The following is a 24196-nucleotide window of genomic DNA, read 5'->3' as shown; positions in this document are numbered from 1 at the left end:
TCTATTGGGCCCTAAAGGAATGCAATTTAACCGTCACCATCCAGAGGATAGATCGGGTAGAACATGAAAGCTTATTGCGCTGAGTCAACTACGACAGCAATGACTCGACGGTTTTGCTCACGATGTGCTGGCGTATCATTTGGTACCACAGGCTGCGCTTCACCATAACCAACGGTCTCCATACGGTTTTGTGGGATGTTAAAGGTGCTGTTTAATACCTGTGCCACGGCAAGGGCACGGTCTTCAGACAGTTTTACGTTGTAAACAGGGTTACCTGTGTTATCAGTGTAACCTTTAATAAGGACGCTTGTGTTTGGATTAGCTTGCATATAAGTCGCTATTTTCTGTAGTTTTGGGTATACGCTTTGCGGTACTGCTACAGAATTTGTTGGAAACTTAATTTCGACTTGTTCTGGTTTAGCAGCGACTGCCTTGGTCGCAGTATTGGCTTGGTCAGTGGCAGTGGCTGCTGCAGCGGCCGCTGTTGTGGTGTTAGCCGTACTCGTTGTTGAGTCATCTACTGTGCTTTGTTTGACTGGTTGGTCATTCGTTGCCGCTGCAGCAGGTTGGTTATCGGTTGAAGCGGTCGCTGCTGGCTGATCAGAGCTGGCGGTTGCTGCAACATTTGGTTGTGATGGCGCTGGCTGAGTATCCGAAGAGGTTTGTTCCATGGTTGCAGTCGTCGTTGTGGGCTCAGAATACGCGGAATCACTATCCGATGTATTGCTCATTGTGGACGCGTGAGCGGGGCCACCGAAGGTATACTGAACACCTAAAGAGGTGACATTATCCAGTTTATTGTCATTGGTGTCTTCGATGACTCGGAAATCACCACGCAATGCTAGATTTTGTGCTAGGGCATATTTGACACCGCCACCAAAGTTAACTTGAGTATGAGTGGTATCGATTCCCTTATTATACTTTACTGCACCAATACCAGCGGCTAAGTAAGGGGTTAGTTTTGTGGTACTAAATTGTTCAATATTATAGATACCATCCAAACGATATTGGTTTACGTCGACTTTATTACCATTTTTTTTGGTATTGGCATTGAGATAATTGAACTCAACTCCCCAAGGATTATTAAACTGATAACCTAGCCCTAATGAGTAAGCGGTATTATCATCAATGTGTGTATCGTTATTAAAATGATAATGACCAATGCTGGGTGTGACAGTAAAGCCCTGTTGTGGTTGTGCAGCAAAAGCCATGGTAGATAAAGATGATGCTGCAATGATGCCACTGAACAGAGTGCGTTTACTAAATAGTATAGACATAATGTTATCTCCTGATTAACCTTGATTGATTAGAGAGTATTAGAATTCGTTTTCTTTCGAGTTTTTCTTTCAATCTGTTTGTGCAATTTGTTTCTGTTTGTTGTTGATCTGCTATCTACATTAGGCTTGTTTTGAGTGTCTGAAAAGCCCCCCTAAATTGCACAAAAAACCAGCACCACACACGCTGTATCGCAATCATGACAGGGGCTTTACTGAATAGGCACTTCCCTAACACTGATCTTGTAAAACCCGTGGAAGAAAATGGGTGGAAAGTGATAAGTCATGACAAGAGATTTTCAATTGAAAAGTGAAAATAATTAATTGTGACACAATTTAGAACTGTAAAACGCCATTCTTGTCGTCTACTAAATGGTTAAACAGGATTCTTTATTTGAGATTAAGGAAGATTTATTTCTATGATAGTGCTCACTAAGAATTAAATGTGGACGTGAGGTTTTTTTAAAATGGTTCGTGCCCAGCGCTTAATTTCACTTATCGATTTGTTACGGCGTCATCGTTATCCGGTGACAGGTAAACATCTTGCTGAAACATTAGGTGTTAGTCTGCGTACTCTGTATCGAGATATTGCCACCTTACAATCGCAAGGAGCTAATATTGAGGGCGAAGCTGGCATGGGATATGTGCTGCGCGCAGGGTTTTTATTACCTCCTTTGATGTTTACAGAAGAAGAGATTGAAGCGCTGGTGTTAGGCGCTCGCTGGGTTGCTGAAAGAACGGACTCTCAATTAAGCGAGGGGGCGAAAAGTGCGCTCAATAAAATTGCGGCCGTTTTACCGATTGAATTAAAAAATATCCTAGACGATACCTCGCTATTAATCGGTCCGAGTAAAGAGTCACTAATGGACACTGTCAATATGGCGGATATTCGTCGAGCGATCCGAGATGAACGTATTCTGTCTATTGTCTACCGCGACCTAAAAGACAACCAATCCGAGCGGCGTGTTTGGCCCTTTGCACTGGGGTATTTTGATGAAGTTCGTGTGCTGGTGGCTTGGTGTGAACTACGACAAGCGATTCGTCATTTTCGAACAGACCGAATTCTTGCTTGTCAGTTAGAGGAAAACCGCTACAAAACGCCGCGTCATGTGCTGTTGAAAAATTGGCGCGCGACTTTGAACGCTTCCTAATTCATCGATTTAAACATTTCTGCTGACAGTTTCTGACACACGCTCCTTTTATTCTTTAGGACATCGGGCAGTAACCCGATGACGTGACGGGGCGAGGTCGCTCTAGATCGCGCATATCACCATTGATAAAGGGGAGAATTAACATGGAGCTTTCTAATTTTAGTATTTTGTATGTAGACAATGTGTCTCGCAGCGTGGATTTTTATCGCCCACTGTTAGAGCGAGAGCCCGTTGAAATGAGCGATGGCTTTGCGCTTTTTGTCAGTGATGCGGGGAATAAATTTGGCCTATGGGCGACGTCAGAGGTGCAGCCTACGGTAGAGGCGGCACAGGGGGGGGCGATGGAAGTGGCTTTTATGGTACCGGATGTCACTGCATTACAGGCTCAGTACTCCAAGTGGCACGCCCTTGGGGTGAATATCCTTCAAGCACCGACAGAGATGGATTTTGGTCTCACGTTTACCATTACGGATCTTGATGGGCATCGACTACGTGTTTTTTGCTATGAGAAAACCGAATAACGTATTGGTTTATGAGGGAGGTGATGGCCTCGGCGGATGAAGTCCGTCGAGGCGTTGCAAAGCGTTTGAGATAAATGGCTTGAGACAAATAACCAAACGAATGGTTTGAGTGTTCAAATTTTTAGAAGGCAATGCTAAAAATTTGCTTGTTGATTGACACGAGTACGAGACCTAGACTCTTCCTATCTGATAAGCGCCCTCATATGATTAATGTTAAGCGATTAATATCGAGTTGGCGCATCATTACTTAATAGAAAGTTTTATGAGGTGTCACAGTATGTTACCAACTTATTTTATCTCCCATGGCGGCGGCCCTTGGCCTTATATCCCAGACATGCGAGCCATGTTCATCAATCTTGAAACGTCATTGGTAAATATGACAAAGCAGTTGCCCGAAAAGCCAAAAGCGATATTGATGATTTCCGGACATTGGGAGCGACAAACCTTTGGTGTGCAATCCAACCCAGCACCAGGCATGGAATACGACTATTACGGTTTCCCTGCTCATACCTATGAAGTGAAATATCAAGCGCCTGGTGCGCCAGACGTTGCCGTTCGTGTCGCTGAACTCATAAAAGGGGCTGGTTTTCCGGTGGATTTGGATGATAAAAAAGGTTTCGATCATGGTGCGTTTGCTCCCATGGCGGTGATGTATCCTGAAGCGGATATGCCACTCATTCAGCTTTCTCTCAAATCGAACTTAGATCCTGAAGAACATTTGGCTTTGGGTCGTGCATTAGCGCCTCTGCGCGAAGAGGGCATTTTAATTGTCGGCAGTGGCTTGAGTTTTCATAACCTTGGATTAAGAGGCCCGCAAGCTATTAAACCATCCAATGCTTTTGATGCCTGGTTACAGGAAACCTTGTTGAACTCTGAACCAACAGAGCGTAGTGCAAGAGTAGTTGATTGGGACAAAGCACCGTACGCAAGGATTTGTCATCCAAGAGAAGATCATTTGATTCCCTTGATGGTCGCCCTTGGCGCTGCTGAAAAGGGCGAAGCAAGCTGCGTTTATCACGATGAAGGGATCTTTGGGGGCTGGACGGCCTCTAGCTTTCGGTTTGATTAACCGACTTTAGGCGGTCGCGTAGTAAACTTTTAATGATTTCTAATCGCTTTTTAAACGCAGAAAGAGGGACCTATCAGATCCCTCTTTATTACTAAGTTAAATAAAATGGCTTTAATGCTTGTTAATGGAAAGAATGGGAGCCGTGAGCGAAGGCTATCTTACCTGTGCCATCACCGACACCAATCCGCACATTTTGCATCATGCCTTGGTCTTCATGATCAAGAATATGACAATGCAGAACGAAATCGCCAATATATCGCTCGTATTTGGTTCTAAAGACCACTTTATAGCCTTGTTTAACAAAGATGGTGTCTTTCCAAAGTCCTTTTAGTCCTGGGTATTGTTTGTCATTGGCGACCATACAATGGCTGGTGTCTTGCTTTTCTTTTTTATCCTCTTCACAACTCTCTTTTGTCGGAAACCTTGCGCCATTTTTTTCATAGTAAACATCTTCACTATCTAAGGCGCTTACATCTTTGCCTTCAGGTGTGTAGATGGCTGTAATTTGAAAGGGGTTAACATGAATATGGAAAGGATGCCCTGCAAGATTGGATCCTAGTTGCCATTCGTCTTGTGAACCTAAGATCAGGTTCCTGTCCATTCGGTTCGGGTCGTAAGGTTGTGGGTCAAAATCAGATGAGCTGGGCAATTGATTAGCAACTTGAAAGAAGGTTTTTTTATTCGGATAGTTCGTCGATTGTATGTTAAAACCTAGCGCTTGTTTGCCAAAGTCTTTTTCCGGTAGGCCAATGAGGTCTTTGTGAGGAATAAAGGCGTTTAGTTTGAGTCCGTCCTTGATCTCCGCGATGACACTTGCCTGAGCTGGGAGGGCTATATTCTTTTCTGCCGAGTCAATGAGTTGTTGCTCGATGCTTTGGGGAGCCTTGTTAGAAGAGCCTACTTGGATGATACCCAGCAATTGAGGAGTCGGTGCATAGTTGTTGATGGCCCCAGTTGCTGTACTAGAAGAGGTATCCAACATACACCAGTCGCCTTGTTCTGGATACTGCACGAGCAAATCCCAGCGGTAGCCAGGTTGAAAAGTGGCTTGAGAAGTGGAAATGGCTTGTTTCATGGTAAGGCCATCGGAGGCAACCAGTTTGTATTCCAGTCTTTCCCCTTGGCATTGATCGTTTAAGAAGTCTTTTGTACCTAATCTGGCCTCTTTGCCTATTTCACCCGGTTTACCAATGCGTTTACGAAACTCTAGGCTAATGGTGTCGCGGACTCCTGCGTGGATCATTCGCCATCTTTCCACATCACCGACATTTACATTGCTGATCGTCGGTAGTATCTGGCCATTGAGACTGGTATAGCGTCCTGATGTTGGCCATGAGCCTGGGGCGAATTGTTGTTTGTAATCCTTAATAACCCCTGTTTGACCTTCGCTACAGAGCCATTGTCCATCATCATTGGTAATAATTTCTCCGTTTTCATCAAAACAGGCATAAGCGATTTGTTGCATCACCATGGTATGTTCTTTAAAAGGTTTGAGCAGTAGATCAAGGTCACCTGTTTTAACGATTTTATTGTCTTTTACTACGGGTTGACGATCCCCGCGAATAATTAACGCTCCTACCATGCCACTTGAGACCTGTAAGGCGGTAGAGCCATGAAGGTGCGGGTGATACCAGAATGTTCCTGCTGGATGATCTGGTGGTACGTTGTATTCATATTGGAAAGTCAGCCCTGGATTAAGCTTCAATAATACATTGTCACTATTACCGGACGGACTTATCCATAAACCATGAGTGTGAAGGTTTGTGCCATTAAAACAATGGGGAGTGTTGACATCTTTAGGGTGCGTATTGCAGCTTGGGTCATCCTCTAGATCGTTATGCAGGGTGACCCGTGCGGTTTGCCCTGGCACCATGCGTATGCTTGGTGCTACATAAGGAGCGTTGGGATCGGAGTCTTTAGATTTGTAGCCTCGCAGTTCAACGACATCATATGAATCTGTTGAAGGGTTATAGAGCTTATTTTTAATCTCATCGACATAAAGGTCGAAAGTGACTTCATTATTGGATAAGCCCTTTTTAATCTCTAGTTGAGTTGGATCCAAATAACGCCGCTGCTCTAGAGTTAAACGACTTGGATCAGCTTGAACGTTCGACGTTATATTTAAACACGTTATTGCGGAAAGCATTAATATTGTGCGTTTCATATTCATCTACAATGTCCTTATAGTTTGCTTTATTTTTACATTAAACTGAACTTAAGGAGATAGTATAGACGCTGAATAGAATTGGCTATTACACTGGGTTACGCTAAAAATACGTGAATCTAGATTGATTAAGCCAGAGTCACGTAGGGTGCTGGGACGTGAAAGAATTAAACGGGCTTGCCAGCTTCACCCGCTTCGACGATATCGGTTTCGATAACAGAGTCTTCTAGCCATGACTTCATTGCTGGATGCGCTAACATGGTTTGTTGATAGTCGCGAGCAGCAGCATCCGATAGCTCAATACCATAAGTCTTAAAGCGGAAGATAACGGGAGCGAAGAAGGCATCAGCCAAGCTGAATTCGCCAAATAAATAGGGGCCATTTGGGGTATGTTGTCTCAACTCCGTCCAAACACGATCGAGTGTGTCCACCTCTTTTTTGGCTTGATCGCTTAGTTCAACGCGACGTTTTGCCCGGCAGTTCATGGGCATTTCGTTGCGAATACCAAAAAAGCCTGAATGCATGTCTGCGACAATAGAGCGAGCCCGTGCGCGAAGGTGTTTATCGGCGGGCCAGCCTTTTCCATCTAAGTAGGTTTCGTTGATGTACTCACAAATGGCGAGTGAATCCCATATGCTCAAATCACCATCCAACAAAACTGGCACCTTGCCAATCGGTGTATATTGGGCAAGTTCTTTGTAGAAAGCCTCAGTAGATAAAGAAAGTTTGATTTCCTCAAATGGAATATTGAATGCTTTTAGTGCCATCCAGCCTCGCAATGACCAAGACGAATAGTTTTTATTGGCGATGATAAGTTTCATGGGGGGAGCTTCCTTTTTGCTGTGTCTTTTGTCTTATAAAGGCATTGTTACCCATTTTGATGAAAAAAACAGTTTATTATGAAATAGCATATGACTCATGTTTTGATTATTTGGCGTATAAGTGAATAGAGGTCTAGTACTCACTCTTAGACAGTGAGCATCGCTTTAGATTGAAAGAAACGATTTGTGCAAAAGTCCTAGGTTTACCTTCGGAGAATTCTAAAAGATAGGCTAGACTTACTTGTTCTTTGAGTTTCTCAAGCGAAATGCTGCTATTTTTGTTCGATTCTGGCAGCTTACTGAGCAAAAACGTCGCCGACCATTCCTTGATGTATCAAAAAAAACTCTGTCACATTCGACAGCTTCGCATACACCAAACCTGTGATAATGTTGCTCCCCTACCATTCTGGCTAGCCCCTCGGCACAAATGGCGGTCCACATAGCGATTAACCCTGCATCCAGTGGGTGGTGGTGTAAGTGCCAATGACCATTTTCATCACATTCAAGTGAAGGCGTTGCTGGGCATTCACTCATAAGAGCGTTTAGCTTTTGTGCGCTTGTTGAAACCTCCCCTTTCCCAAGAAGTACTATGATTTCTCGTAGAACTTTGGCCAGACTGACGAATTCTTCAACGTGATTTTCTTCAAGCCTTTGAAGACTTCCAGGATCTTCGCTGAGGATATCGGTAAGGGTAGAGAAATCAACTTTCCCTTTAAATTCATTGCCTTGAAGCTTGCCAGGCAGTAGCTGATTTACGAATGATAGGCTGATTCTAATCCCTGTAAACTCATAGCTGTCTATGTCCACATTCATGGCCCTCGCATGTGGTGTAACTGTTAAAATGAGATTTATAGGTTTTAATTTTTTCTGTAACTGTTATATTTATTTTTAACAGTTACTCAAGTGAGAAAACTATGAAACCTGTGAGCAAGCTGAAGGCTTTAGTGATATTGATCCTGAGCGTTGCGATTGTACCGATAGTGGATACGATCGCCAAGCTACTCACAAGTACATTAACTCCAAGCTTCCTAGTATGTTCGAGATATCTAGTGAGTTTTCTTATCGCTCTATTGGTCTTTCAAGCCCCAGCTCGGGCATATATCAGTTTTTGTGGAGCAAAATTTCTTCATGTTAGCCGCTCCGCTATTTTGATGCTGTCGATGATATGCTTTTTTTGGTCTATTTCTCGAATTCCAATTGCTATTGCTCTTGGCGGATATTTTACTGGTCCTATTATTGCGACGTTACTCTCCTGTCTATTTTTAAAAGAACCTTTCAGCCTAAGAAATGTTGTTTCTATCGGTTTTTGTTTTATGGGGATAATGTTGATAATAAATCCAGAAAACCTAGATGTTCACTCTGTTTTTCTGTCCATTATAAGTGGATTTTTATATGGTATTTATATCGTGTTAACTCGATCATCATCTATTTTAGTAAGAGAAGAGGATAATTTATTGATCCAGAATTTTTTTGGATTTTTATTAAGTTTTCCTTTGATTTTTAAAGATTATTTTCCTATTCATCAAATCTCATTAGGTGGGTTGTTTTTCATTTTTTTAATAGGGTTCTTGTCTTTCTTATCTCATGCTTTTTCTTTGATCTCATTTAAGGTCTTAGATGTAAAAAGCGCAGCACCATTTCTCTACTTTGAAATAGTTTTTTCAGCTATTCTTGGGCTGATTGTATTTGATGACTTTCCAAGTCTATATTCATGGATAGGAATATTGCTAATTATATTGGGAGGCATTTATAATCTTAAAACCGAGAAGGAGGTTATAAAATCAAAATGGGTGGATAACTAGAAAACGATGTTGAATATCTGAGAAATCAGAGGAGACGATAGATTAGAGAGAGTACAGCCTGTCAAGTACAGGCTGATTATTCTCTACATGGATGAATATAGCTCAATTAGAAAGGATCGACTAGATATGTATCAAATCTTATTCCAGTCATATTCTCTTGGGAAAAAAGAGATCTAAAGCTATCTGTAGCGAAGAGGGTGTGTGTGCCAAAAAGTTTGGATTTAAAGACCTGTTTATCTTTAAGGTCACTGTTTTCAAAGGCTAATGATTTGAAGCCTATTGGGTAGCCATCCTCATAAGATCGAATGCATTGAGTTTCATCTTCACTTACAAATGTAAGGCAATTGTAGATGTATAGCTGATTACCTTCTGCAAGTAAGGGTAAAAACTCTCCAAATGGTTCGAGAGTATTGGCAAACACGTCATAGGCTTTTTGAGTAAAAATAAGATAGCTTCCCCAATAGGATATAGCTGGTAAAGGCTTATTTTTCCATTCCTCTGCTATATTGCATTTGACACTTTTCCAGCGTGACTTTAGTGACTCATTTGTTCTTGGTTGACTTCGTACTAGAGTTAAATCTTCATCTCCAATAATGTCGGCAAATGCAAACATATCAAGATCAATTACCTCAAAACTGTCTTCAGGGTATTTTATTCTATAAACGGACATAGGTATTACTTCTCTTTTGTCTCTGATTGGGATGAAAAATATTAAGCTTTGGTTAGCAAGTCAATTCGAGGCTATTTAATGGTTCACTTTCTAACGCAAGCTAATCACTTTCCAGCCACGTTCGGTGGCGATTTTTTCTAGGGTCGGATCGGGGTCGACTGCGATGGGAAAATGCGCTTTTTCTAGCAGTGGTAGATCGTTGTGAGAGTCGCTGTAGAAGTAGATGTTGTCCATGGTGTGGCCATTGTCTTTGGCCCATTGTTCGGCACGGATGACTTTTCCTTCGCGAAAAGTTGGGGTACCAACGAGCGCCCCTGTGATACGTCCATCTTGATATTCGAGATCAACACCAAGGCTGTGTTTAACACCAAGGTAAGCGGCAATAGGGGCGACCAAATGGGACCCCGTGGCGGAGATAATGATAAGTTCGTCACCGTTTTGTTGATGTTGGGCTAACAGGTCGAAAGCTTTAGGAAGCGCCATCGTTTTCACGACGTCTTGAATAAACTGATGGATTAATGTGGCCCGTTGTTCCGCGTCTAGAATAAACAAAGGCGATAAGGTGTAACGCATGTAGTCTTCAAGGTTTAGGGTGCCAGCATCGTACTCAGCCATGTAAGCAAGATTAACGGTTAGGAAGTCATCGGGTGTCGGCAGGTCGCTCGCGGTGATGTATTCCGCAAAGGCTTGGGCGGTATCGCCTGCGACTAAGGTATTATCAAGATCGAAAAAGGCCAGTGCCATGGTGGTTCCTTAAATATTTCAAAACGATGAGAATGAAAACGCAGTTAAAAAGAAAGACATGACAATTGAATGTCAGTCCGCAAAATAAGGGCATCTTATCTTTACCCTAAGGCGACGGCAATTAAGCCGATAACGGTGATGGTTACACCGATTACTTTAGGCGCGCGTAGGGATTCCCCAAAGCTGATCACCGCAAATAATACGCCCAGTGGAATGCTCAATTGTCGCAAGGCAACCACGTAGCTGACGTTACTAACAAAAGCCATACTCAAAATGACTAATGAATAAGTGCCTAACATGAGAGCGCCTGTTAGTAAGCCGATACGCCATTGTGTCATACACATTCTGCCAAATGTCTGCCGTTGTTTTGGGGTGAATAGGACAAACCAGATCATCCATATTACCGAAAAGGCAGCTTGTAAGGTGACATACAAAAGTGACACCTGCCAAGGACTGGCTAGCGGTATGCCTGCTGCATCGGTTAAGGCGCGCATTAAAGCCGTGGCACGATCATCCACTAGGGAGTAGCCTGCTGTGGCGAACGCCGCCAGTAACGCAAATACAGTGGTGCGATTTTGATAATTGCGGAGTCTAAAATCGCTGAAGCTGGGTAATGGAATGAATAAACAGCCAACCACGATCATCACAATGCCCACAACTGCTTGGATAGAAAGAGTGTCTTGCTGACCCAGAAAGAGACTTGAGATGGCGACAATGATCAAAGGTGAAGAGCGAGCAAGAGGATAAGCAATGGACATATCCCCTGAACGATAGGCTTCCGCTAGCCCCCATAAATACAGTGAGTGAAAAAAGCCTGTGGCGAACAGCAACAAGAGAATGTCGTGATGAAAGGCGCAAATTAATGGCCACTGCCAAATAATAACAGGGGAAAATACTAGCGCCCCAGCGATCATGGTTAACAGAAAAAAGCCGAGAGTGGGGCTGGTTTTTTTGCCAAAGAAATTCCATCCTGCGTGCATAAAAGCGGACAACAAAACCAACATGATAGCGGTGAGCGTCATTCCTGTTTTCCTTGTTGATGAGGGCAGCCCGAGATATCAAGTCTGTCCATAAACACGTTATCTGTGACTGACAAGATAACGCGTTTTTTGTAATGGTGTCTCTTATATCGCGCCTTAATAACACCGAGAAGACTTATTTTTTTGTTTGCTAGCGTCTTGGGTCTCTAGGGGCTATTTTTACAAAAGAGTGCATTTTTGTCTCGATTTATACAGGTTAGTAGCGGAGATCTAGGGTAGCTTAATAGGGATTTTTGAGGGTGATCAAGGAGAAGTGAAATACATGGAACAGTTACTGCAGTTGCTTAACGACTTGGAAGAGATATCCTTACAAGATATTTCTCAGGTGCCAGATTCACAACAGCATATCTTAGTAGAACGAATTGAAGCGTTACAGGATGAGTTACGTCTTTTAATGGAGACGGAGTAACTTAACTTAGCCTATCTTCACTGTTAAGCATCTGGATACACCGACTCTTGGCACGGGGACATCTTAGTTGTTACTGTGCCTTTGCATCTTCCTTAATGACATTCGTATTAGAAGTGTCATCCAACATGGGTATAATCATAGTTTATTGAAAGGTGATGATTTGATTGGGTCTTTTTTGATCTTTTTTCACCGCTTCGCTTGATTAATGAGTGACGACCTAGGACGTCATCAGTATGATGCACAGCATCTTTCTAATCAGACGTCGCTGGTCGAACGGATAATGCAACGCCGTCATAAAATACTCATTTTCCGTCTTTATACTTTGCAGATAAATGCACTGAATAATACGGCTTGACTGAAATAAGGTATCGATTATACCGAGGTAAACGTATGCTAAGATTTTTTAAAATCAACAACGGCTTGATTCAAGAAATTCCTAAAGAAGATGATAATTTTGCCACGTTACAACAAGAAGCAGACTGGATTGACGCGGCGGAACCGGATGATGATGAACGTTTACAGCTGCAAGCTATCTTAAGTACGGATTTACCCGAATCGGACGATGTTGAAGAGATTGAGGCATCCGCTCGCTGTTTTGTTGATCAGGCGGGAATTCACGTTCACTCTTTGTTTTTAAATCAAACGGAAGGGCGTCATAAAACCTCGACGGTTGCTTGTATTTTACAAAATGATCGCCTGATTACGATTCGCGAAAGCGAAGTCGCCGATTTCCGGTTACTGCGCATGCGGGCTCGTCGTGGGCAGATTGCGGTGGATTCTCCTGCACAATTATTGGTCACGCTCTTCGAAAATAAAGTAGAGAACCATGCCGATACACTGGAAGATCTGCATCGCCAATTAGAAGGGGTCAGCCATCTTGTTTTGGAAGAGAACGAAAGTGAATTGGACAGTATCATTGAAAAGCTGGCTAGATTAGAGGACAGTAACGGGAAAATTCGTTTGTGTTTGATGGATACCCAACGTGATATATCCTTCTTGTTACGTCATCTCCGTAATCGCCATGAATACTCAGAAACCTTGCGTGAGATCATGCGAGACGTGGAGACCTTGATGTCTCATACGACCTTTTTGTTCGATAAAATTAACTTCTTGATGAACTCGACACAAGGCTTCATCAACATTGAACAGAACAAGATCATCAAAATTTTCTCCATCGCATCGGTTGTGTTCTTACCTCCTACCTTGGTCGCGAGTATCTACGGGATGAACTTCCATGTTATGCCTGAATTAAACTGGACCTATGGGTATCCGGCGGCGTTAGGTTTGATGGTGTGTTCAGGCTTTGCGCCTTATTGGTACTTTAAACACCGTGGTTGGTTGTAATGCCTAACACGGACTTAAAAAGCCCCAATGAATGCTCTTCATTGGGGCTTTTTAATGCTGGCGTGTTAAGCCTTGGAATGGGTTGGCGTGATGCCTTTTTGTTTTGCGAAGGAGTAAAAGCCAATCGATACAATAAAGGTCGCGGGGGCGGCAAATGAAGCAATGGCAGAATGCATAATCAGAATACCGACCACAGTGCTGAGTAACCAGGCAATCAAACCGACGAGATTCAAATGGTTGTTTTCAGTCATCATGTCATTGTGACTCTTAAATAAAATATGTGCTAAGGCCACGCCAACCCAAGCGACGACGAACACGCCTTGATAAGCGAGCGCTTGCAAAATGTAAGAAAAGACATTGGATAACATCAAGACGAACACCACCGCACCAACAACAAGAGACCACACCAATTTAGGGGCTTTGATGCGTAAGATGTTATCGAAAAAGGCCTGCATATTCACAGTGGCTAGATAATAGTTCGCGGTGTTAATACGGGTTTGCGTCACCCACACAAACAATAGCCCCCAAATTCCCAAAAGCTTAATGATAGATAGCACCACAGATACCTCGCTTAAGGCGGCATCTTGTGGAATGCTGGCAATCAGGTAGATACCCACGATACCGTTGACTAAAAAGGTGATCAGATAAAAAGGCATGCCGAAGTTATAACGAGCATGGTAAGTGCTGTCTTTTGGCTTACCAAAGCGTGCGTAATCAAAGGTGAATAACATTAATACCCAAACGCCCATGTAATAGGTGAAGCAGTTCCACCAGCCAAATGGTGTTGCGTTTGCTGACCCTAAGTTGATCCAGTTAGCCTGATAGCCATATTCGCTAATGGAGACCACCACCGCAGCGATCAACCCTATGATATAAAAGGGTAAGAGGACGCCATTGAATTTATCTAGCCACTTCTGCACACTGCCGAAAATCAACAAGACGCTGTAAACCACAACGATTAAGGCGGCCCATTTGTAATCTAACCATGGGAACATCTTGTTCATGGCAACGGCGATAACAGAGCCTTCAAATACCGCATAATAGATCGCGGTAGAGAAGAAAATAAGCGTGGCAAGGGAGGCGCCAGCAGAGCCAAATAGTCGCCGTGAGAACAAGGCCACGGATAAACCTTCTTTGATCGCGTAACGACTGATAATACCATTGATGATGCCGTAGCTGATGACAGACAGCACCATACCTATGATGGCGTTTTTCGCACCATAGCTCATGGCTAAGGACGCTCCAACCACAATATAAAATATCGCGCTGCAGACCGCCCACCATGCCATAGTAAGAGAAAATGCCCCCATTCTGGCGCCTTCTGGCACGGGGAGGTTGGAGGCATCTTGAGTCGATTCTTGCTGAACTAAACTGGCCATTTTGTGTTCCTCATTGTGAGTATTATGATTTTTTGTGTTGTTTTCTGTTTTTTTGGCTCAAGCGCTCCCGTGACACTGAGCGATTGTCAGCATCATGGGAGAAAAGCCGGTTTGGGAAGAAGACGCAGAATCACTCTGTTTGATTATTAGAAGGTGAGTGATCCGCGCTGCTTTATTGTTATTGCTCGTTTAAGCCGCTATCTGTTTAAACGGTTTATATTTTTAAGTAATGGCGCACCTTATCGAGTTGTTGCTGTTTTAACTGACGGGCTTCTAACGCCTCAGCCATGTTGACTGGAACAAAGTGCGTTTTGTAATTGGGTTGCATCTGGCCGATTAGATCCATGTCTGCACTGATGACCGTACCTATGGTGGCATAACCACCGCCGGAAACGGCGTCCCGATGTAACACAATGGGCTCTTTGCCTGCTGGTATTTGAATGGAGCCAATGGGGTAACAGGCATCGACAATATTGGAAGGATCGGAACCCGCGCCAAAAGGTTGCTGACGAGGCTTGAACTCCATCGCCCGTCCACCTTTGAAACGATAGCCAATGCGATCGGCTTCGCTGCCAACCGTCCAAGTGTCTTCAAAAAAGCGTTCTACGGCATCATCTGTTAAGCGATGAATATACATGCCTGTTATCATGCGTAAGGGCATTTCCTTCTCAATTGGGGGAATGCATTCTGTGGGAAGATGTTGGCCTTCTTTTGCGGCTTTTTTCGGCTTGCCAATCGGCAACTCATCCCCAGCTTCTAGCCGACGACCTTGATAACCTCCCAAGGCACCAAGGGTGTAAGTTGCGCGACTTCCAAGGGTCATAGGTACATCAATGCCCCCTGCCACGGCTAGGTAAGCTCGTGCGCCAGCGGTTGGATAAGCAAAGCTCAATGTTTGTCCTGCTTTGATCAAAAATGAGGTATTTAATGGCATGACGGCGCCATCGACTTTGGGGGACATACGAGCCCCACACACGGCGACGATGGTATCCTGTTGGAAAAGCAGCTCTGGGCCGAGCAAGGCACATTCCAGTACGGCATCCCCTTCATCGTTATTGACCAATAAATTCGCGAGTGTCATAGAGTATTGATCCATCGCGCCAGAAGGGGGTATGCCTAGATGATAGTAACCTTCGCGACCTTTATCTTGAATGGCGGTGGCCAGGCCAGGTTTGATGACATTAATCGACATAAAGCACCTCCATCATGGTTTTTTTGTACTGTTCAGGATCAGCCTGATAATCTTTTAAATCAAAGGTAAAGGCTTGAGTTTTTGGCGCAAAGGTGCCGTTTTCGACCTCCTCTAGAATCCTGTCGTATTCCGCTCTGTCTATGGGTTTAAACTGAACAATGTCACCCGTACGGAAAAATACCATGGAGTCTTTTAAATAGGATAAGGTTTGCTGTGGGTCGTAAATGGGCGCCGGTGTCACGCCGAACATTTGATAGCCACCGGCTCCGCGAACGGAATAAATACAGCCAAAACAGCCACCGTGGCCAAGGGTTTGTTTTGGCGTATCGGTTCGTGGACTTAAATATTTGGGGACTTCAAGTTGCTTCGCCTGTTCGACCATTTGAAACATAAAGGGGAGTCCTGCGACAAATCCCACCATAGACACAAACCAAGGCGAGCCGCAGTGGGCATCGATAAAGGCTTGTACGTCTTTAAGACCATTGATGCGTGCTGCATACTCTAGATCGGTCGAATTAGGATCTTGATGGCGATCACGGAAGCGCATGAGGGTTTCATGGGTCCAAGGATCGTTATAAAGCACGGGGATTTCCACAATACGGGTGTCTAAGCGTTGTTTGCTTTGATTTTGCGCCATACTTTCTAAGGCTTTTACTTTAGCAAGCAAGATGTCTGGATGAATCACATCCGGATTAAATCGTACTTGGAAGGACGCATTGGCAAGACAGACATCTAAAATGCCGTCAATGCGTTGTGCTTCAATGGCTTGCACCATGCCCAGACTTTTGAAAAAAGCCGCTAACGACATGGATTCAGATATCTCGGCAAACAGTTGTTCATCACCGCCAAAGGTATATCTAATGGGTTGTGAGAGCATCGTCCTTCTCCTTTTCAATCAGTTTATGAAGGTTTTCTGGCAACCACACTTCCAGTGTGCCGGTATCAAAGTCCGCTGCTTTTATGGCGGGATCTTGCAGTAATGCTTTATGCAACGGCATGGTGGTGAGTACGCCTTCTATTTGCGTCTCATTGAGTGCGGTTATCGCCCGTTCAAAGGCTTGTTGACGTGTTTGCCCGTGAATAATGATCTTAGCTAACAACGAATCGTAATACGGTGGGATGAGGTAGCCATCGAACAGATGAGTGTCGATACGAATACCTTCACCAAGCGGCCATTGCAAATACGTTAGGCGACCAGGACTTGGGAAAAAGCCTTTTGCCGGGTTTTCTGCGTTGATTCGCATTTCAATGGCTGAACCGTTGATTGTTATGTCATCCTGTTGAATAGACAAGGGTTCACCGAGGGCGACTTTAATCATCCATTGCACTAAATCGACCCCTGTAATGGCTTCGGTGACAGGATGCTCCACTTGAATGCGCGTGTTCATTTCAATGAAGAAAAACGCTTCGGTTGCATCATCGTAGAGAAACTCTAAGGTGCCCGCCCCCTTATAATGGAGTGCTTGCGCCAGCTTGGCGGCCTTTTGGCACAGTTGCTCACGGATGGTTGCCGATAAAGCGGGTGAAGGTGCCTCTTCAAATACTTTCTGACGTCGACGTTGTAAGGAGCATTCCCGTTCATATAAGTGAATGGCATGCTCACCATCGCCCAGTATTTGCACTTCAATATGGCGTGCTTTTTCAATAAAGCGTTCTAAATAGACGGCACCAGAACCAAAGGCGGCTTTGGCCTCGCTTTGTGCGATGATGAATTCTTTTGCCAGTTCGTTGGCATCACGAGCAATTCGAATACCGCGACCACCGCCACCCGCAGAGGCTTTGATAAGCAGAGGGAAACCGACGGTTTGCGCTGCGGCAATGGCGTCTTCTAATGAGTCTATTTCGCCATCAGAACCGGGAACGACCGGGACGCCAGCCGCTTGGGCCGTGGTGCGTGCGCAGGCTTTATCACCCATTTGGCGAATGGTATTGGCATCAGGGCCAACGAAAATTAAGCCAGCGTCCACCACCGCTTGAGCGAAATCGGCATTTTCAGATAAAAAGCCATACCCTGGGTGAATGGCCGTGGCATTCATTTGTTTGGCCGCTTCAAGAATAAGCTCTGCCCTTAAATAACTCTGGTCAGCTCGGGCAGGACCGATGACCATGACTTCGTCCGCTAACATGGCGGGTAAGGATAATTTATCGGCTTCGCTGCAAACGGCAAGGGTTCGGATACCTAACGCTTGCGCCGCGTGAATAATTCTCACGGCGATTTCGCCACGATTAGCAATCAGCAGTCTGTGATCAGAAAAGTTCATGGGACACATCACTCCTGGATTTCAATAATGGCAACGACTTGACCTGGCTCAACGGGCTCAGAATCGTCCACGCAGAAGCGGATTAAGGTACCTTGGGCGTCGGCAGTGAGATCAGAAAATTGTTTCATTACCTCGATTAGTCCTATCACCGTTGTATTTTCTACCTGATCCCCTTCGTTAACAAAGGCTTCAGACTCCGGTGATGGGCGTCGATAGAAGACGCCAGGGAGGGGGGAGATAATGTCTAGGGTAGCCATGTTTTGTTCCTCTTGAATGATTATATTGTTCTTTTATAAGAATCTTTTCTGCTTTAAAAATGCGTCAAAAGCCTGCTATTTCAAATGCTTAACCTCGCTATGATTGGCTTGGTGAGCGAATGTCTATCTCCGCTTCGTGCAAGGCTTTATAAGTCGCTTCCACCAGCGCTAGGGCACCGGGGGTATCACTGTGAATACAAATTGAGTCGAATTCGATTGGGATGTCTTCGCCTTCTACCGTGCGGACTTTGCCTTCTTGGCAGGCTCGGAGAACTTTTTGGGCTACCTGTTCTGGGTCCAACGCGCCAACGCGACGGGTGAAGACAATGGAACCAGAAAGGTCGTAGTCACGATCTGCATAAAATTCACAGATCACAGGATGACCTACCCGTTTGGCTACCTTATGAACATTCGAACCATGCATCGCATACAACATTAGCTCTGGTGACAACGCGTGCAGTTTTTCTACCAAAAGTTCCGCGATCTCGTCATTGCTAGCCACGTGCATGTAAAGCGCTCCATGGGGTTTGACATGTTGCAAGGTAAGACCGTGCAATTTCGCAATTTCACGCAATGCGCCAACTTGATAGAGGATGTCGTTCACCAACTCGTCTGCTGAGGCGATCATATGACGTCGGCCAAAGCCCACTAGATCCCGAAAGCCAGGATGGGCGCCAATGGATACACCATGCTGTGCTGCCATTTTGACGGTCTGAGCCATCGTGGTTGGGTCACCTGCATGAAATCCGGTGGCGATGTTAGCGGAGCTGATTAATGGCATGATGTGTTCATCAACACCATCGCCAATGGTCCAAGGGCCAAAGCCTTCTCCCATATCCGAATTGAGGTCTACTAATCTCATCAAACTGTCCTTTCTGTTTTTATGTTCAATCACTATATAAATGAAACGTGGTGTTTAAAAAGATCTATTTTTTGATAGGGTAGTATCTAAAAAACAGATATAAGGTGGGTGGACGATGGCGCTAACGATCAGACAGTTAAGATATTTTGTGGCCACTGCTGAAATTGGTCAGGTTTCCCAGGCGGCTATTCATCTTAATATTTCTCAGTCGGCAGTCACGACTGCGATTCGCGATTTGGAAGATTTATTAGGGGTAGAACTCTTTTTACGCAGTACGCAAGGTGTCAGCCTGACGGATCGAGGGCGACATTTTTTAAATCACGCCTATCAAGTCTTACGCAGTGTCGATGAAGCGCTAAATCTACCTCATACCGATGATGATGCCGAAGGGAAAGTGCGCCTTGCCGCCAGTTACACCGTACAAGGGTATTTTTTGCCTTACCATTTGCAGCGTTTGTCCCAGTGGTATCCGAATATCGCCATGGAGTTGTTTGAGTATGAGCGGGTGAATATCGAAGCTCGTCTTGCGGATGATTCTATCGATATGGCGGTGGTGCTAACGGATAACTTGACTCACCCAGACATCAAATCAGAGCGCTTATTTGTTTCTGAAAGGCGGCTTTGGATGCCCAGTAATCACCCATTTAGCCGCAAAACGGATTTGGTCCTGGAAGATATTGTCAAAGAGCCTTTTATCATGCTCACCGTAGACGAAGCCGATCAAAGTGCCATGCGTTACTGGAAACGCAAACAACTTGAGCCCAATATTATTTTGCGCACCTCTTCCGTTGAGTCAGTTAGGAGCATGGTTGCTAATGGGCTAGGTGTGGCGATTTTATCGGATTTGGTGTATCGCCCTTGGTCCTTGGAAGGTCGGCGTATCGAAACGCGTTTGCTGGATGATGCTGTGTTCCCCATGAGTGTGGGTCTTGCTTGGCGTCGGGATAAAGTGTTTACGCCGGCAATGAGTGCCATTCGCGACTACTTCAAACAAGGCTTTTTAATGCCGCAACAAAATCTATCGAAGCGCTCCTAAATCGTCGAAGGTGTCATAAAAGAGCGTCACAACAAGTCGTCAATTTTGTCAGTTTATTGTTCTGCGTGTCTATATAAACAAAAGAAATGCTATAAAAAAGGAAGAGTGTTATTCGCCGTTTTTTTAAAGAGGCTTTTTGTCAGTGAAGCGGATACATTTGCTAAAGCACGGTTGTGCCATATCTGTATACAGTGGTTGTACTGCCACAGAGTACCCGCGACCACTGAGTAAACAAGTGAGTAGAGAGACATATGTTGAGATTCCATCGAGTGACGACGACGTTAGGCTTGGTTTTGATGTTTGCATGGGGAAGCTTGCCGGCAATGGCGAGTGTGAAAACATCAGAATACCAGATTCATGATGTGGTGCATTTGCATAAAGATAAAACCTATTCGGATGTGACGACGTTTGATCGCACGGTACTTAGGGCGACCGACATTGATAATGCCGGACAGTTTTCGACTACCTTTGACCCCCATAATCAGACCTATAAACTGTTGAGTGCTTGGGTTCTTCAACCGGATGGACAGAAAATCGATGTGCCAGCCAGCAGTGTATTAATCCGGCCTAGTGCCGCCGCGCAAGATGCGCCAGGCTTTGTCTCCACCAAGACGGCGACCATATTGTTTCCGCAAGTAAAAATTGGCTCTAAAGTGCACGCAGAGGTGAAGATCACGACCTTTAAAGCCTATAAACTGGGTTATAGTGATGCGTTTTCGGCGGGAATTTTCCACAATGGTGATGTCTATGTGACGTTATATGCCCCTGCTTCTCTGCCCTTGAGTGTTGGCGCCCAGAATGGTTTTCAGTATACCAATAAGATCGAAGGAGACCGTCGGGTAATCACGGGCCAATATCATATGCGTGGTGCTTCTCCTTCATTGTACGAAAATCATATGCCTAACCCATTGGATCTTAGCCCCCTGTTGAGTGTATCGACCATCACCAGTTACCTTGAGTTAGCAAAGGACTATTATCATTTATCGGCTAACAAAGCGGATGTAACCCCCGAAATCCAAGCGTTGGCGAATCACATTACCCAAGGTAAACAGGGCAAAGCGGCGGCACGTGCATTATACGACTGGGTGACGAAAAACATTCGCTATGTGGCGATGTATTTAACCGCCAATTCGAGTTGGATTCCTCATAGTGCCAATCAAGTGCTGGAGAATGGTTATGGCGATTGCAAAGACCATGTGGTGTTATTGCAGGCTTTATTGACCGCAAAAGGCATTAAGTCGGATCCCGCGATCATCAATTGGAGTAACCGTAATGTGGATTGGCCCGCACCTTCTGTGGAAGCCTTTAACCACATGATTATCTATTTGCCAGAATTTCACTTATACGCTAACCCGACTGATCAAAGCGCCTCATTTGGGGTGTTGGATTATGGCTTAAGCAATAAACAAGTCCTGTTAGTGGGTAAGCATCCAAAGCTGACTCGTACGCCGAAAGTAATCCCTAGAGAGGCGCGTTTTGTCACCAACGGCGACATTAAAATTAGTCGTGATGGCACCATTAAGGGCAAAGCGTACGTTAGCATGTCGCCTATATTGGCCTCTTATTTGCGCTATCAGTTGTCGAATAAAGAGAACCGACAAGATGCGCTGAAGCAGGCATTATCCTTGTTGCCCCACTATGGGTTTGGACATATTAAAACAACGGATCCTCATAATTTGGATGTGCCTTTTAGCTTTTCGATGGATTGGATCTCGCGCAAAGCCTTGCATGTGGGAACGCGGGCATTTGTCTTGCCAGATATGCCAAATTTTGCCCCACAAGATCCGCCACAGCAATATTTGCGGGAAGATGCGGTACGTCGTTATCCTGTGATGTTACAGCCTAAAGACTTGCATTGGCACTTTACTCTCACGCCACCTAAGGGTTATCGCTTTGACGATTTGCCACCAAATGTGAATGTACGTAATTCTGTTGGCGATTATGTGGCGAGCTATCATTTGAAAGGCCATAGTATGGTAGTGGATCGTGAACTGATTTTAAAAGTCCGACAGGTACCTGCGAAACACTATGACTCAGTTGAAAGTATTATGAGAGCTATGATTGATGATGAGCAATCGATAGTGAGCCTCAATAAACAGTAATGATTTAGGACTAGTCTAAGTACATTGAAGGGCGTAATTGGGAGATTGCTGTATGAAGCGTGTGCTGGCTTTTTGTGTTGATAAGTATTTCAGACTATGGATTCGTAATGAACCCATATTAGATAAATCGCAACTGTTCCCACAGGGTCAGGCATTTGAAGACAACTGGCAACAGATTAGGCATGAAGTGGGACACTATCTAGAGTCAAAATGGCAGCAGGTACCGGAGTTTAGCCAAGTGGATGCCCATCAATACGACATTGCCAATACCGACTCACACAAGTGGAAAACCGCCATTGTCAAAATGTATGGTGTGTACATGAATGAGTCCATCAGTCCGACCTTGGTGCGTTTGGTGCGCGAGAACGACCTGCTTATTAGTAGTGCGTTGATTTCTTGTATGGAAGCGGGAAAAGATGTGCCTATTCACAAAGGACCGAATAAAGGCGTGATGCGCTATCACTTGCCTTTGTTTGTGGCCCCCGGCGAGTGTTTTCTTACTATTGATGGCCAGCGTGTGGACTTAACCGAAGGTACAGGCTTGCTGTGGGACGATGCTTTCCCTCATGGTGCGTCTAATTTCACCCCATCGACTCGGGTGGTGTTATTACTGGATGTGAAACGTCGTTTGCCTTGGCATTTGAATTGGTTGTACGAGCGGATTTTAGCTGCATTAAGGCAGACTGAAGAGTTTAAAGAGGCGGTTCGAAAAGCGCAGATCCAGTAATGGATAGGCGTTTTTTGATGCGCTCGGTCAGTGCTTTTGCATGTCTCTATTTATAAGTCACTATTTGTTATGAGTCACTATTTGTTATGAGTCACTATTTGCCCGTCGATAGCGGCAAGTACACATTATTGAGAATGAGAAACACCTATAAGAGTAAGAGTGAAAGGAGTACAAATGAAACAATCACATATAGTGGCGTGTTTGCTGCTAAGTTGCATGTCACTCACTGCAGAGGCTGCTTCTAATACTGACTCTATACTGGATGACAATTCGTCTAACTTCCCCATCTCTCGACTGGATTACATTGGGGAATACATTATTCCAAATGATACAAAATTTGATCATGTCTTAGTCGGTGGTTTGTCAGGGATTGATTACAGTGCGGATCGCAAACAATGGTTGATGATCAGCGATGACAGAGCCAGTAAAGGGCCAGCACGTGCGTATTTGGGGAGTATGTCGGTTACCAAAGATAAAGTCGGCCCGATGACCTTAACCAAGATGATTTCCCTTTATCAGCCTGATGACACCCTTTATCCGAGTAAGGAAACCTATGAAAAAGATCATAAGGGAATGGTGCCGGATTTTGAGTCTATTCGTTTTAATCCCTTCACAACGGGTTTTCGTTATACCAGTGAAGGGGATCGTGCTCTAGGGATGAGCCCTTTTATCCGCGATGCGTTTATGGATGGTCATTACTTTGATGATTTACCCATTCCACAAGCCTACCGCTATGACCCGAACAATAACCAAGTGGGCTTTCGCGATAATTTTGCTCTAGAAGGCAGTAGCTTTACTCCCAATGGAAAAATGTACTTTGCCGCAATGGAAGCTCCTTTAAAGCAAGATGGCGCATTGCCTTCTTTGACGAAAGGCGCGTATTCCCGAGTAATTCGTTATGATGAGTTAGGGGATGTTATCGGTGAGTACGTATACCCGATTGATCCACTGCCAGCGAAGCCAGGAGCAGGTAAACACGCCGACAATGGCGTGTCAGAAATTTTGGCGTTGAACAGTCAACAGTTATTAGTTGTGGAGCGTGCAGGCATTCAGGATGCCGCAGGGCACTATCATGATTATATTCGTATCTATCAGGCGGATATTGATAACGCGACTAACGTTATTGGGGTGCAAACCTTGGTACCAGGACAATATCTGCCGATGAAAAAACACTTGTTGCTGAATTTGAATGATGACAAGCGTCTACCGAAACTCGATAACATCGAAGGTATCACATGGGGGCCCAAATTAGCGAATGGTCAACGAACACTGGTTCTTATATCCGATAATAATTTCAATGCATCGGAAGTGACGCAATTATTAGCTTTTAAAGTGGTGTATAAAAAGGATTAAAACAGACGATCTTTTTCC

General features: G+C 44.6%; 23 protein-coding genes. 10 read left to right on the top strand and 13 right to left on the bottom strand.

All coding sequences use genetic code 11. The annotated features are described in order from the left end of the window. Positions 1-71: 71 nt before the first annotated feature. Positions 72-1277: an OmpA family protein gene (locus JHD45_RS05885; protein WP_199475582.1), complete on the bottom strand. Its 1206-nt coding sequence runs from the start codon at positions 1275-1277 to the stop codon at positions 72-74. Positions 1278-1741: 464 nt separating this feature from the next. Between JHD45_RS05885 and JHD45_RS05880 the strand changes: the two genes are divergently transcribed. From JHD45_RS05880 to JHD45_RS05870, 3 genes are all read left to right on the top strand, one after another. Then, positions 1742-2425, top strand: a complete 684-nt coding sequence (locus JHD45_RS05880) for a helix-turn-helix transcriptional regulator (RefSeq protein ID WP_199475581.1) — start codon at positions 1742-1744, stop codon at positions 2423-2425. A 143-nt stretch (positions 2426-2568) separates the two neighbouring features. Beyond that, the gene (locus tag JHD45_RS05875; RefSeq protein ID WP_199475580.1) at positions 2569-2946 is read left to right on the top strand and encodes a VOC family protein; all 378 of its coding nucleotides are present in this window, start codon (positions 2569-2571) and stop codon (positions 2944-2946) included. 277 nt (positions 2947-3223) lie between these two features. Continuing rightward, on the top strand, positions 3224-4015 hold the full coding sequence (locus JHD45_RS05870; protein WP_199475579.1) for a DODA-type extradiol aromatic ring-opening family dioxygenase: 792 nt from the start codon (positions 3224-3226) through the stop codon (positions 4013-4015). 121 nt (positions 4016-4136) lie between these two features. Here JHD45_RS05870 and JHD45_RS05865 read toward each other — a convergent pair whose 3' ends face one another. The 3 genes from JHD45_RS05865 to JHD45_RS05855 form a co-directional block, all read right to left on the bottom strand. Next, positions 4137-6185, bottom strand: a complete 2049-nt coding sequence (locus JHD45_RS05865; RefSeq protein ID WP_199475578.1) for a multicopper oxidase family protein — start codon at positions 6183-6185, stop codon at positions 4137-4139. A 161-nt stretch (positions 6186-6346) separates the two neighbouring features. Further along, on the bottom strand, positions 6347-7000 hold the full coding sequence (locus JHD45_RS05860; protein WP_199475577.1) for a glutathione S-transferase family protein: 654 nt from the start codon (positions 6998-7000) through the stop codon (positions 6347-6349). A gap of 237 nt (positions 7001-7237) precedes the next feature. Next, positions 7238-7813 carry a CGNR zinc finger domain-containing protein gene (locus JHD45_RS05855; protein ID WP_233407612.1) on the bottom strand — a complete coding sequence of 192 codons (576 nt, stop codon included), beginning with the start codon at positions 7811-7813 and terminating at the stop codon, positions 7238-7240. Positions 7814-7914: 101 nt separating this feature from the next. Between JHD45_RS05855 and JHD45_RS05850 the strand changes: the two genes are divergently transcribed. Beyond that, positions 7915-8802 carry a DMT family transporter gene (locus tag JHD45_RS05850; protein ID WP_199475575.1) on the top strand — a complete coding sequence of 296 codons (888 nt, stop codon included), beginning with the start codon at positions 7915-7917 and terminating at the stop codon, positions 8800-8802. A 106-nt stretch (positions 8803-8908) separates the two neighbouring features. On the opposite strand, the gene JHD45_RS05845 is transcribed toward JHD45_RS05850, so the two are convergent. The 3 genes from JHD45_RS05845 to JHD45_RS05835 all read right to left on the bottom strand — a co-directional run bounded on the left by JHD45_RS05845 (position 8909) and on the right by JHD45_RS05835 (position 11238). After that, positions 8909-9472 (bottom strand): hypothetical protein, encoded by a 564-nt coding sequence (locus JHD45_RS05845; RefSeq protein ID WP_199475574.1) that lies wholly within the window; start codon positions 9470-9472, stop codon positions 8909-8911. 90 nt (positions 9473-9562) lie between these two features. Next, the gene (locus JHD45_RS05840; protein ID WP_199475573.1) at positions 9563-10216 is read right to left on the bottom strand and encodes an HAD family hydrolase; all 654 of its coding nucleotides are present in this window, start codon (positions 10214-10216) and stop codon (positions 9563-9565) included. A gap of 101 nt (positions 10217-10317) precedes the next feature. Continuing rightward, on the bottom strand, positions 10318-11238 hold the full coding sequence (locus tag JHD45_RS05835; RefSeq protein WP_199475572.1) for an EamA family transporter: 921 nt from the start codon (positions 11236-11238) through the stop codon (positions 10318-10320). Between the two features lie 280 nt (positions 11239-11518). Between JHD45_RS05835 and JHD45_RS05830 the strand changes: the two genes are divergently transcribed. Further along, positions 11519-11665, top strand: coding sequence for a hypothetical protein (locus JHD45_RS05830; RefSeq protein WP_199475571.1), 147 nt, complete (start codon positions 11519-11521; stop codon positions 11663-11665). 390 nt (positions 11666-12055) lie between these two features. Then, entirely contained in the window at positions 12056-13009 is a 954-nt protein-coding gene (gene corA / locus JHD45_RS05825) for a magnesium/cobalt transporter CorA (protein WP_199475570.1), read from the top strand. A 65-nt stretch (positions 13010-13074) separates the two neighbouring features. Here the strand turns inward: corA and JHD45_RS05820 are convergent, their stop codons facing one another. The 6 genes from JHD45_RS05820 to JHD45_RS05795 form a co-directional block, all read right to left on the bottom strand. After that, entirely contained in the window at positions 13075-14388 is a 1314-nt protein-coding gene (locus tag JHD45_RS05820) for a purine-cytosine permease family protein (RefSeq protein ID WP_199475569.1), read from the bottom strand. Between the two features lie 214 nt (positions 14389-14602). After that, on the bottom strand, positions 14603-15580 hold the full coding sequence (locus JHD45_RS05815) for a biotin-dependent carboxyltransferase family protein (protein ID WP_199475568.1): 978 nt from the start codon (positions 15578-15580) through the stop codon (positions 14603-14605). Then, the gene (locus JHD45_RS05810; protein WP_199475567.1) at positions 15570-16457 is read right to left on the bottom strand and encodes a 5-oxoprolinase subunit B family protein; all 888 of its coding nucleotides are present in this window, start codon (positions 16455-16457) and stop codon (positions 15570-15572) included. The genes JHD45_RS05815 and JHD45_RS05810 overlap by 11 nt, the downstream gene beginning before the upstream one ends. After that, on the bottom strand, positions 16438-17841 hold the full coding sequence (locus tag JHD45_RS05805) for an acetyl-CoA carboxylase biotin carboxylase subunit (RefSeq protein WP_199475566.1): 1404 nt from the start codon (positions 17839-17841) through the stop codon (positions 16438-16440). Before JHD45_RS05805 ends, JHD45_RS05810 begins: the two co-directional genes overlap by 20 nt. Positions 17842-17849: 8 nt before the next feature. Further along, positions 17850-18098 (bottom strand): acetyl-CoA carboxylase, encoded by a 249-nt coding sequence (locus tag JHD45_RS05800; RefSeq protein WP_199475565.1) that lies wholly within the window; start codon positions 18096-18098, stop codon positions 17850-17852. 97 nt (positions 18099-18195) lie between these two features. After that, the gene (locus tag JHD45_RS05795; protein WP_233407610.1) at positions 18196-18960 is read right to left on the bottom strand and encodes a 5-oxoprolinase subunit PxpA; all 765 of its coding nucleotides are present in this window, start codon (positions 18958-18960) and stop codon (positions 18196-18198) included. Between the two features lie 115 nt (positions 18961-19075). Here JHD45_RS05795 and JHD45_RS05790 point away from each other — a divergent pair, with 115 nt between their 5' ends. From JHD45_RS05790 to JHD45_RS05775, 4 genes are all read left to right on the top strand, one after another. Further along, positions 19076-19996, top strand: coding sequence for a LysR family transcriptional regulator (locus JHD45_RS05790; RefSeq protein WP_199475563.1), 921 nt, complete (start codon positions 19076-19078; stop codon positions 19994-19996). Positions 19997-20247: 251 nt separating this feature from the next. Beyond that, positions 20248-22098 (top strand): DUF3857 domain-containing transglutaminase family protein, encoded by a 1851-nt coding sequence (locus JHD45_RS05785; RefSeq protein ID WP_199475562.1) that lies wholly within the window; start codon positions 20248-20250, stop codon positions 22096-22098. A 52-nt stretch (positions 22099-22150) separates the two neighbouring features. Then, complete coding sequence (locus tag JHD45_RS05780) at positions 22151-22825, top strand: aspartyl/asparaginyl beta-hydroxylase domain-containing protein (RefSeq protein ID WP_199475561.1); 675 nt, start codon at positions 22151-22153, stop codon at positions 22823-22825. A 174-nt stretch (positions 22826-22999) separates the two neighbouring features. Continuing rightward, on the top strand, positions 23000-24178 hold the full coding sequence (locus JHD45_RS05775) for an esterase-like activity of phytase family protein (RefSeq protein WP_199475560.1): 1179 nt from the start codon (positions 23000-23002) through the stop codon (positions 24176-24178). The last annotated feature ends 18 nt before the right edge of the window (positions 24179-24196 follow it).

It is taken from the genome of Marinomonas spartinae (assembly GCF_016461715.1).
GTDB lineage: Bacteria > Pseudomonadota > Gammaproteobacteria > Pseudomonadales > Marinomonadaceae > Marinomonas > Marinomonas spartinae_A.
Note: the sequence above shows the minus strand (reverse complement) of the source record. Positions and strands in the feature narration are given on the sequence as shown.

Excerpts from the sequence above, each read along its gene's own strand:
- JHD45_RS05845 (WP_199475574.1), bottom strand. The coding sequence starts at position 9,472 with ATGTCCGTTTATAGAATAAAATACCCTGAAGACAGTTTTGAGGTAATT.
- corA (WP_199475570.1), top strand. The coding sequence starts at position 12,056 with ATGCTAAGATTTTTTAAAATCAACAACGGCTTGATTCAAGAAATTCCT.
- JHD45_RS05790 (WP_199475563.1), top strand. The coding sequence starts at position 19,076 with ATGGCGCTAACGATCAGACAGTTAAGATATTTTGTGGCCACTGCTGAA.
- JHD45_RS05810 (WP_199475567.1), bottom strand. The coding sequence starts at position 16,457 with ATGCTCTCACAACCCATTAGATATACCTTTGGCGGTGATGAACAACTG.
- JHD45_RS05840 (WP_199475573.1), bottom strand. The coding sequence starts at position 10,216 with ATGGCACTGGCCTTTTTCGATCTTGATAATACCTTAGTCGCAGGCGAT.
- JHD45_RS05785 (WP_199475562.1), top strand. The coding sequence starts at position 20,248 with ATGTTGAGATTCCATCGAGTGACGACGACGTTAGGCTTGGTTTTGATG.
- JHD45_RS05870 (WP_199475579.1), top strand. The coding sequence starts at position 3,224 with ATGTTACCAACTTATTTTATCTCCCATGGCGGCGGCCCTTGGCCTTAT.
- JHD45_RS05850 (WP_199475575.1), top strand. The coding sequence starts at position 7,915 with ATGAAACCTGTGAGCAAGCTGAAGGCTTTAGTGATATTGATCCTGAGC.
- JHD45_RS05860 (WP_199475577.1), bottom strand. The coding sequence starts at position 7,000 with ATGAAACTTATCATCGCCAATAAAAACTATTCGTCTTGGTCATTGCGA.
- JHD45_RS05795 (WP_233407610.1), bottom strand. The coding sequence starts at position 18,960 with ATGAGATTAGTAGACCTCAATTCGGATATGGGAGAAGGCTTTGGCCCT.
- JHD45_RS05800 (WP_199475565.1), bottom strand. The coding sequence starts at position 18,098 with ATGGCTACCCTAGACATTATCTCCCCCCTCCCTGGCGTCTTCTATCGA.
- JHD45_RS05885 (WP_199475582.1), bottom strand. The coding sequence starts at position 1,277 with ATGTCTATACTATTTAGTAAACGCACTCTGTTCAGTGGCATCATTGCA.
- JHD45_RS05855 (WP_233407612.1), bottom strand. The coding sequence starts at position 7,813 with ATGAATGTGGACATAGACAGCTATGAGTTTACAGGGATTAGAATCAGC.
- JHD45_RS05820 (WP_199475569.1), bottom strand. The coding sequence starts at position 14,388 with ATGGCCAGTTTAGTTCAGCAAGAATCGACTCAAGATGCCTCCAACCTC.
- JHD45_RS05830 (WP_199475571.1), top strand. The coding sequence starts at position 11,519 with ATGGAACAGTTACTGCAGTTGCTTAACGACTTGGAAGAGATATCCTTA.
- JHD45_RS05775 (WP_199475560.1), top strand. The coding sequence starts at position 23,000 with ATGAAACAATCACATATAGTGGCGTGTTTGCTGCTAAGTTGCATGTCA.
- JHD45_RS05815 (WP_199475568.1), bottom strand. The coding sequence starts at position 15,580 with ATGTCGATTAATGTCATCAAACCTGGCCTGGCCACCGCCATTCAAGAT.
- JHD45_RS05875 (WP_199475580.1), top strand. The coding sequence starts at position 2,569 with ATGGAGCTTTCTAATTTTAGTATTTTGTATGTAGACAATGTGTCTCGC.
- JHD45_RS05835 (WP_199475572.1), bottom strand. The coding sequence starts at position 11,238 with ATGACGCTCACCGCTATCATGTTGGTTTTGTTGTCCGCTTTTATGCAC.
- JHD45_RS05865 (WP_199475578.1), bottom strand. The coding sequence starts at position 6,185 with ATGAATATGAAACGCACAATATTAATGCTTTCCGCAATAACGTGTTTA.
- JHD45_RS05805 (WP_199475566.1), bottom strand. The coding sequence starts at position 17,841 with ATGAACTTTTCTGATCACAGACTGCTGATTGCTAATCGTGGCGAAATC.
- JHD45_RS05780 (WP_199475561.1), top strand. The coding sequence starts at position 22,151 with ATGAAGCGTGTGCTGGCTTTTTGTGTTGATAAGTATTTCAGACTATGG.
- JHD45_RS05880 (WP_199475581.1), top strand. The coding sequence starts at position 1,742 with ATGGTTCGTGCCCAGCGCTTAATTTCACTTATCGATTTGTTACGGCGT.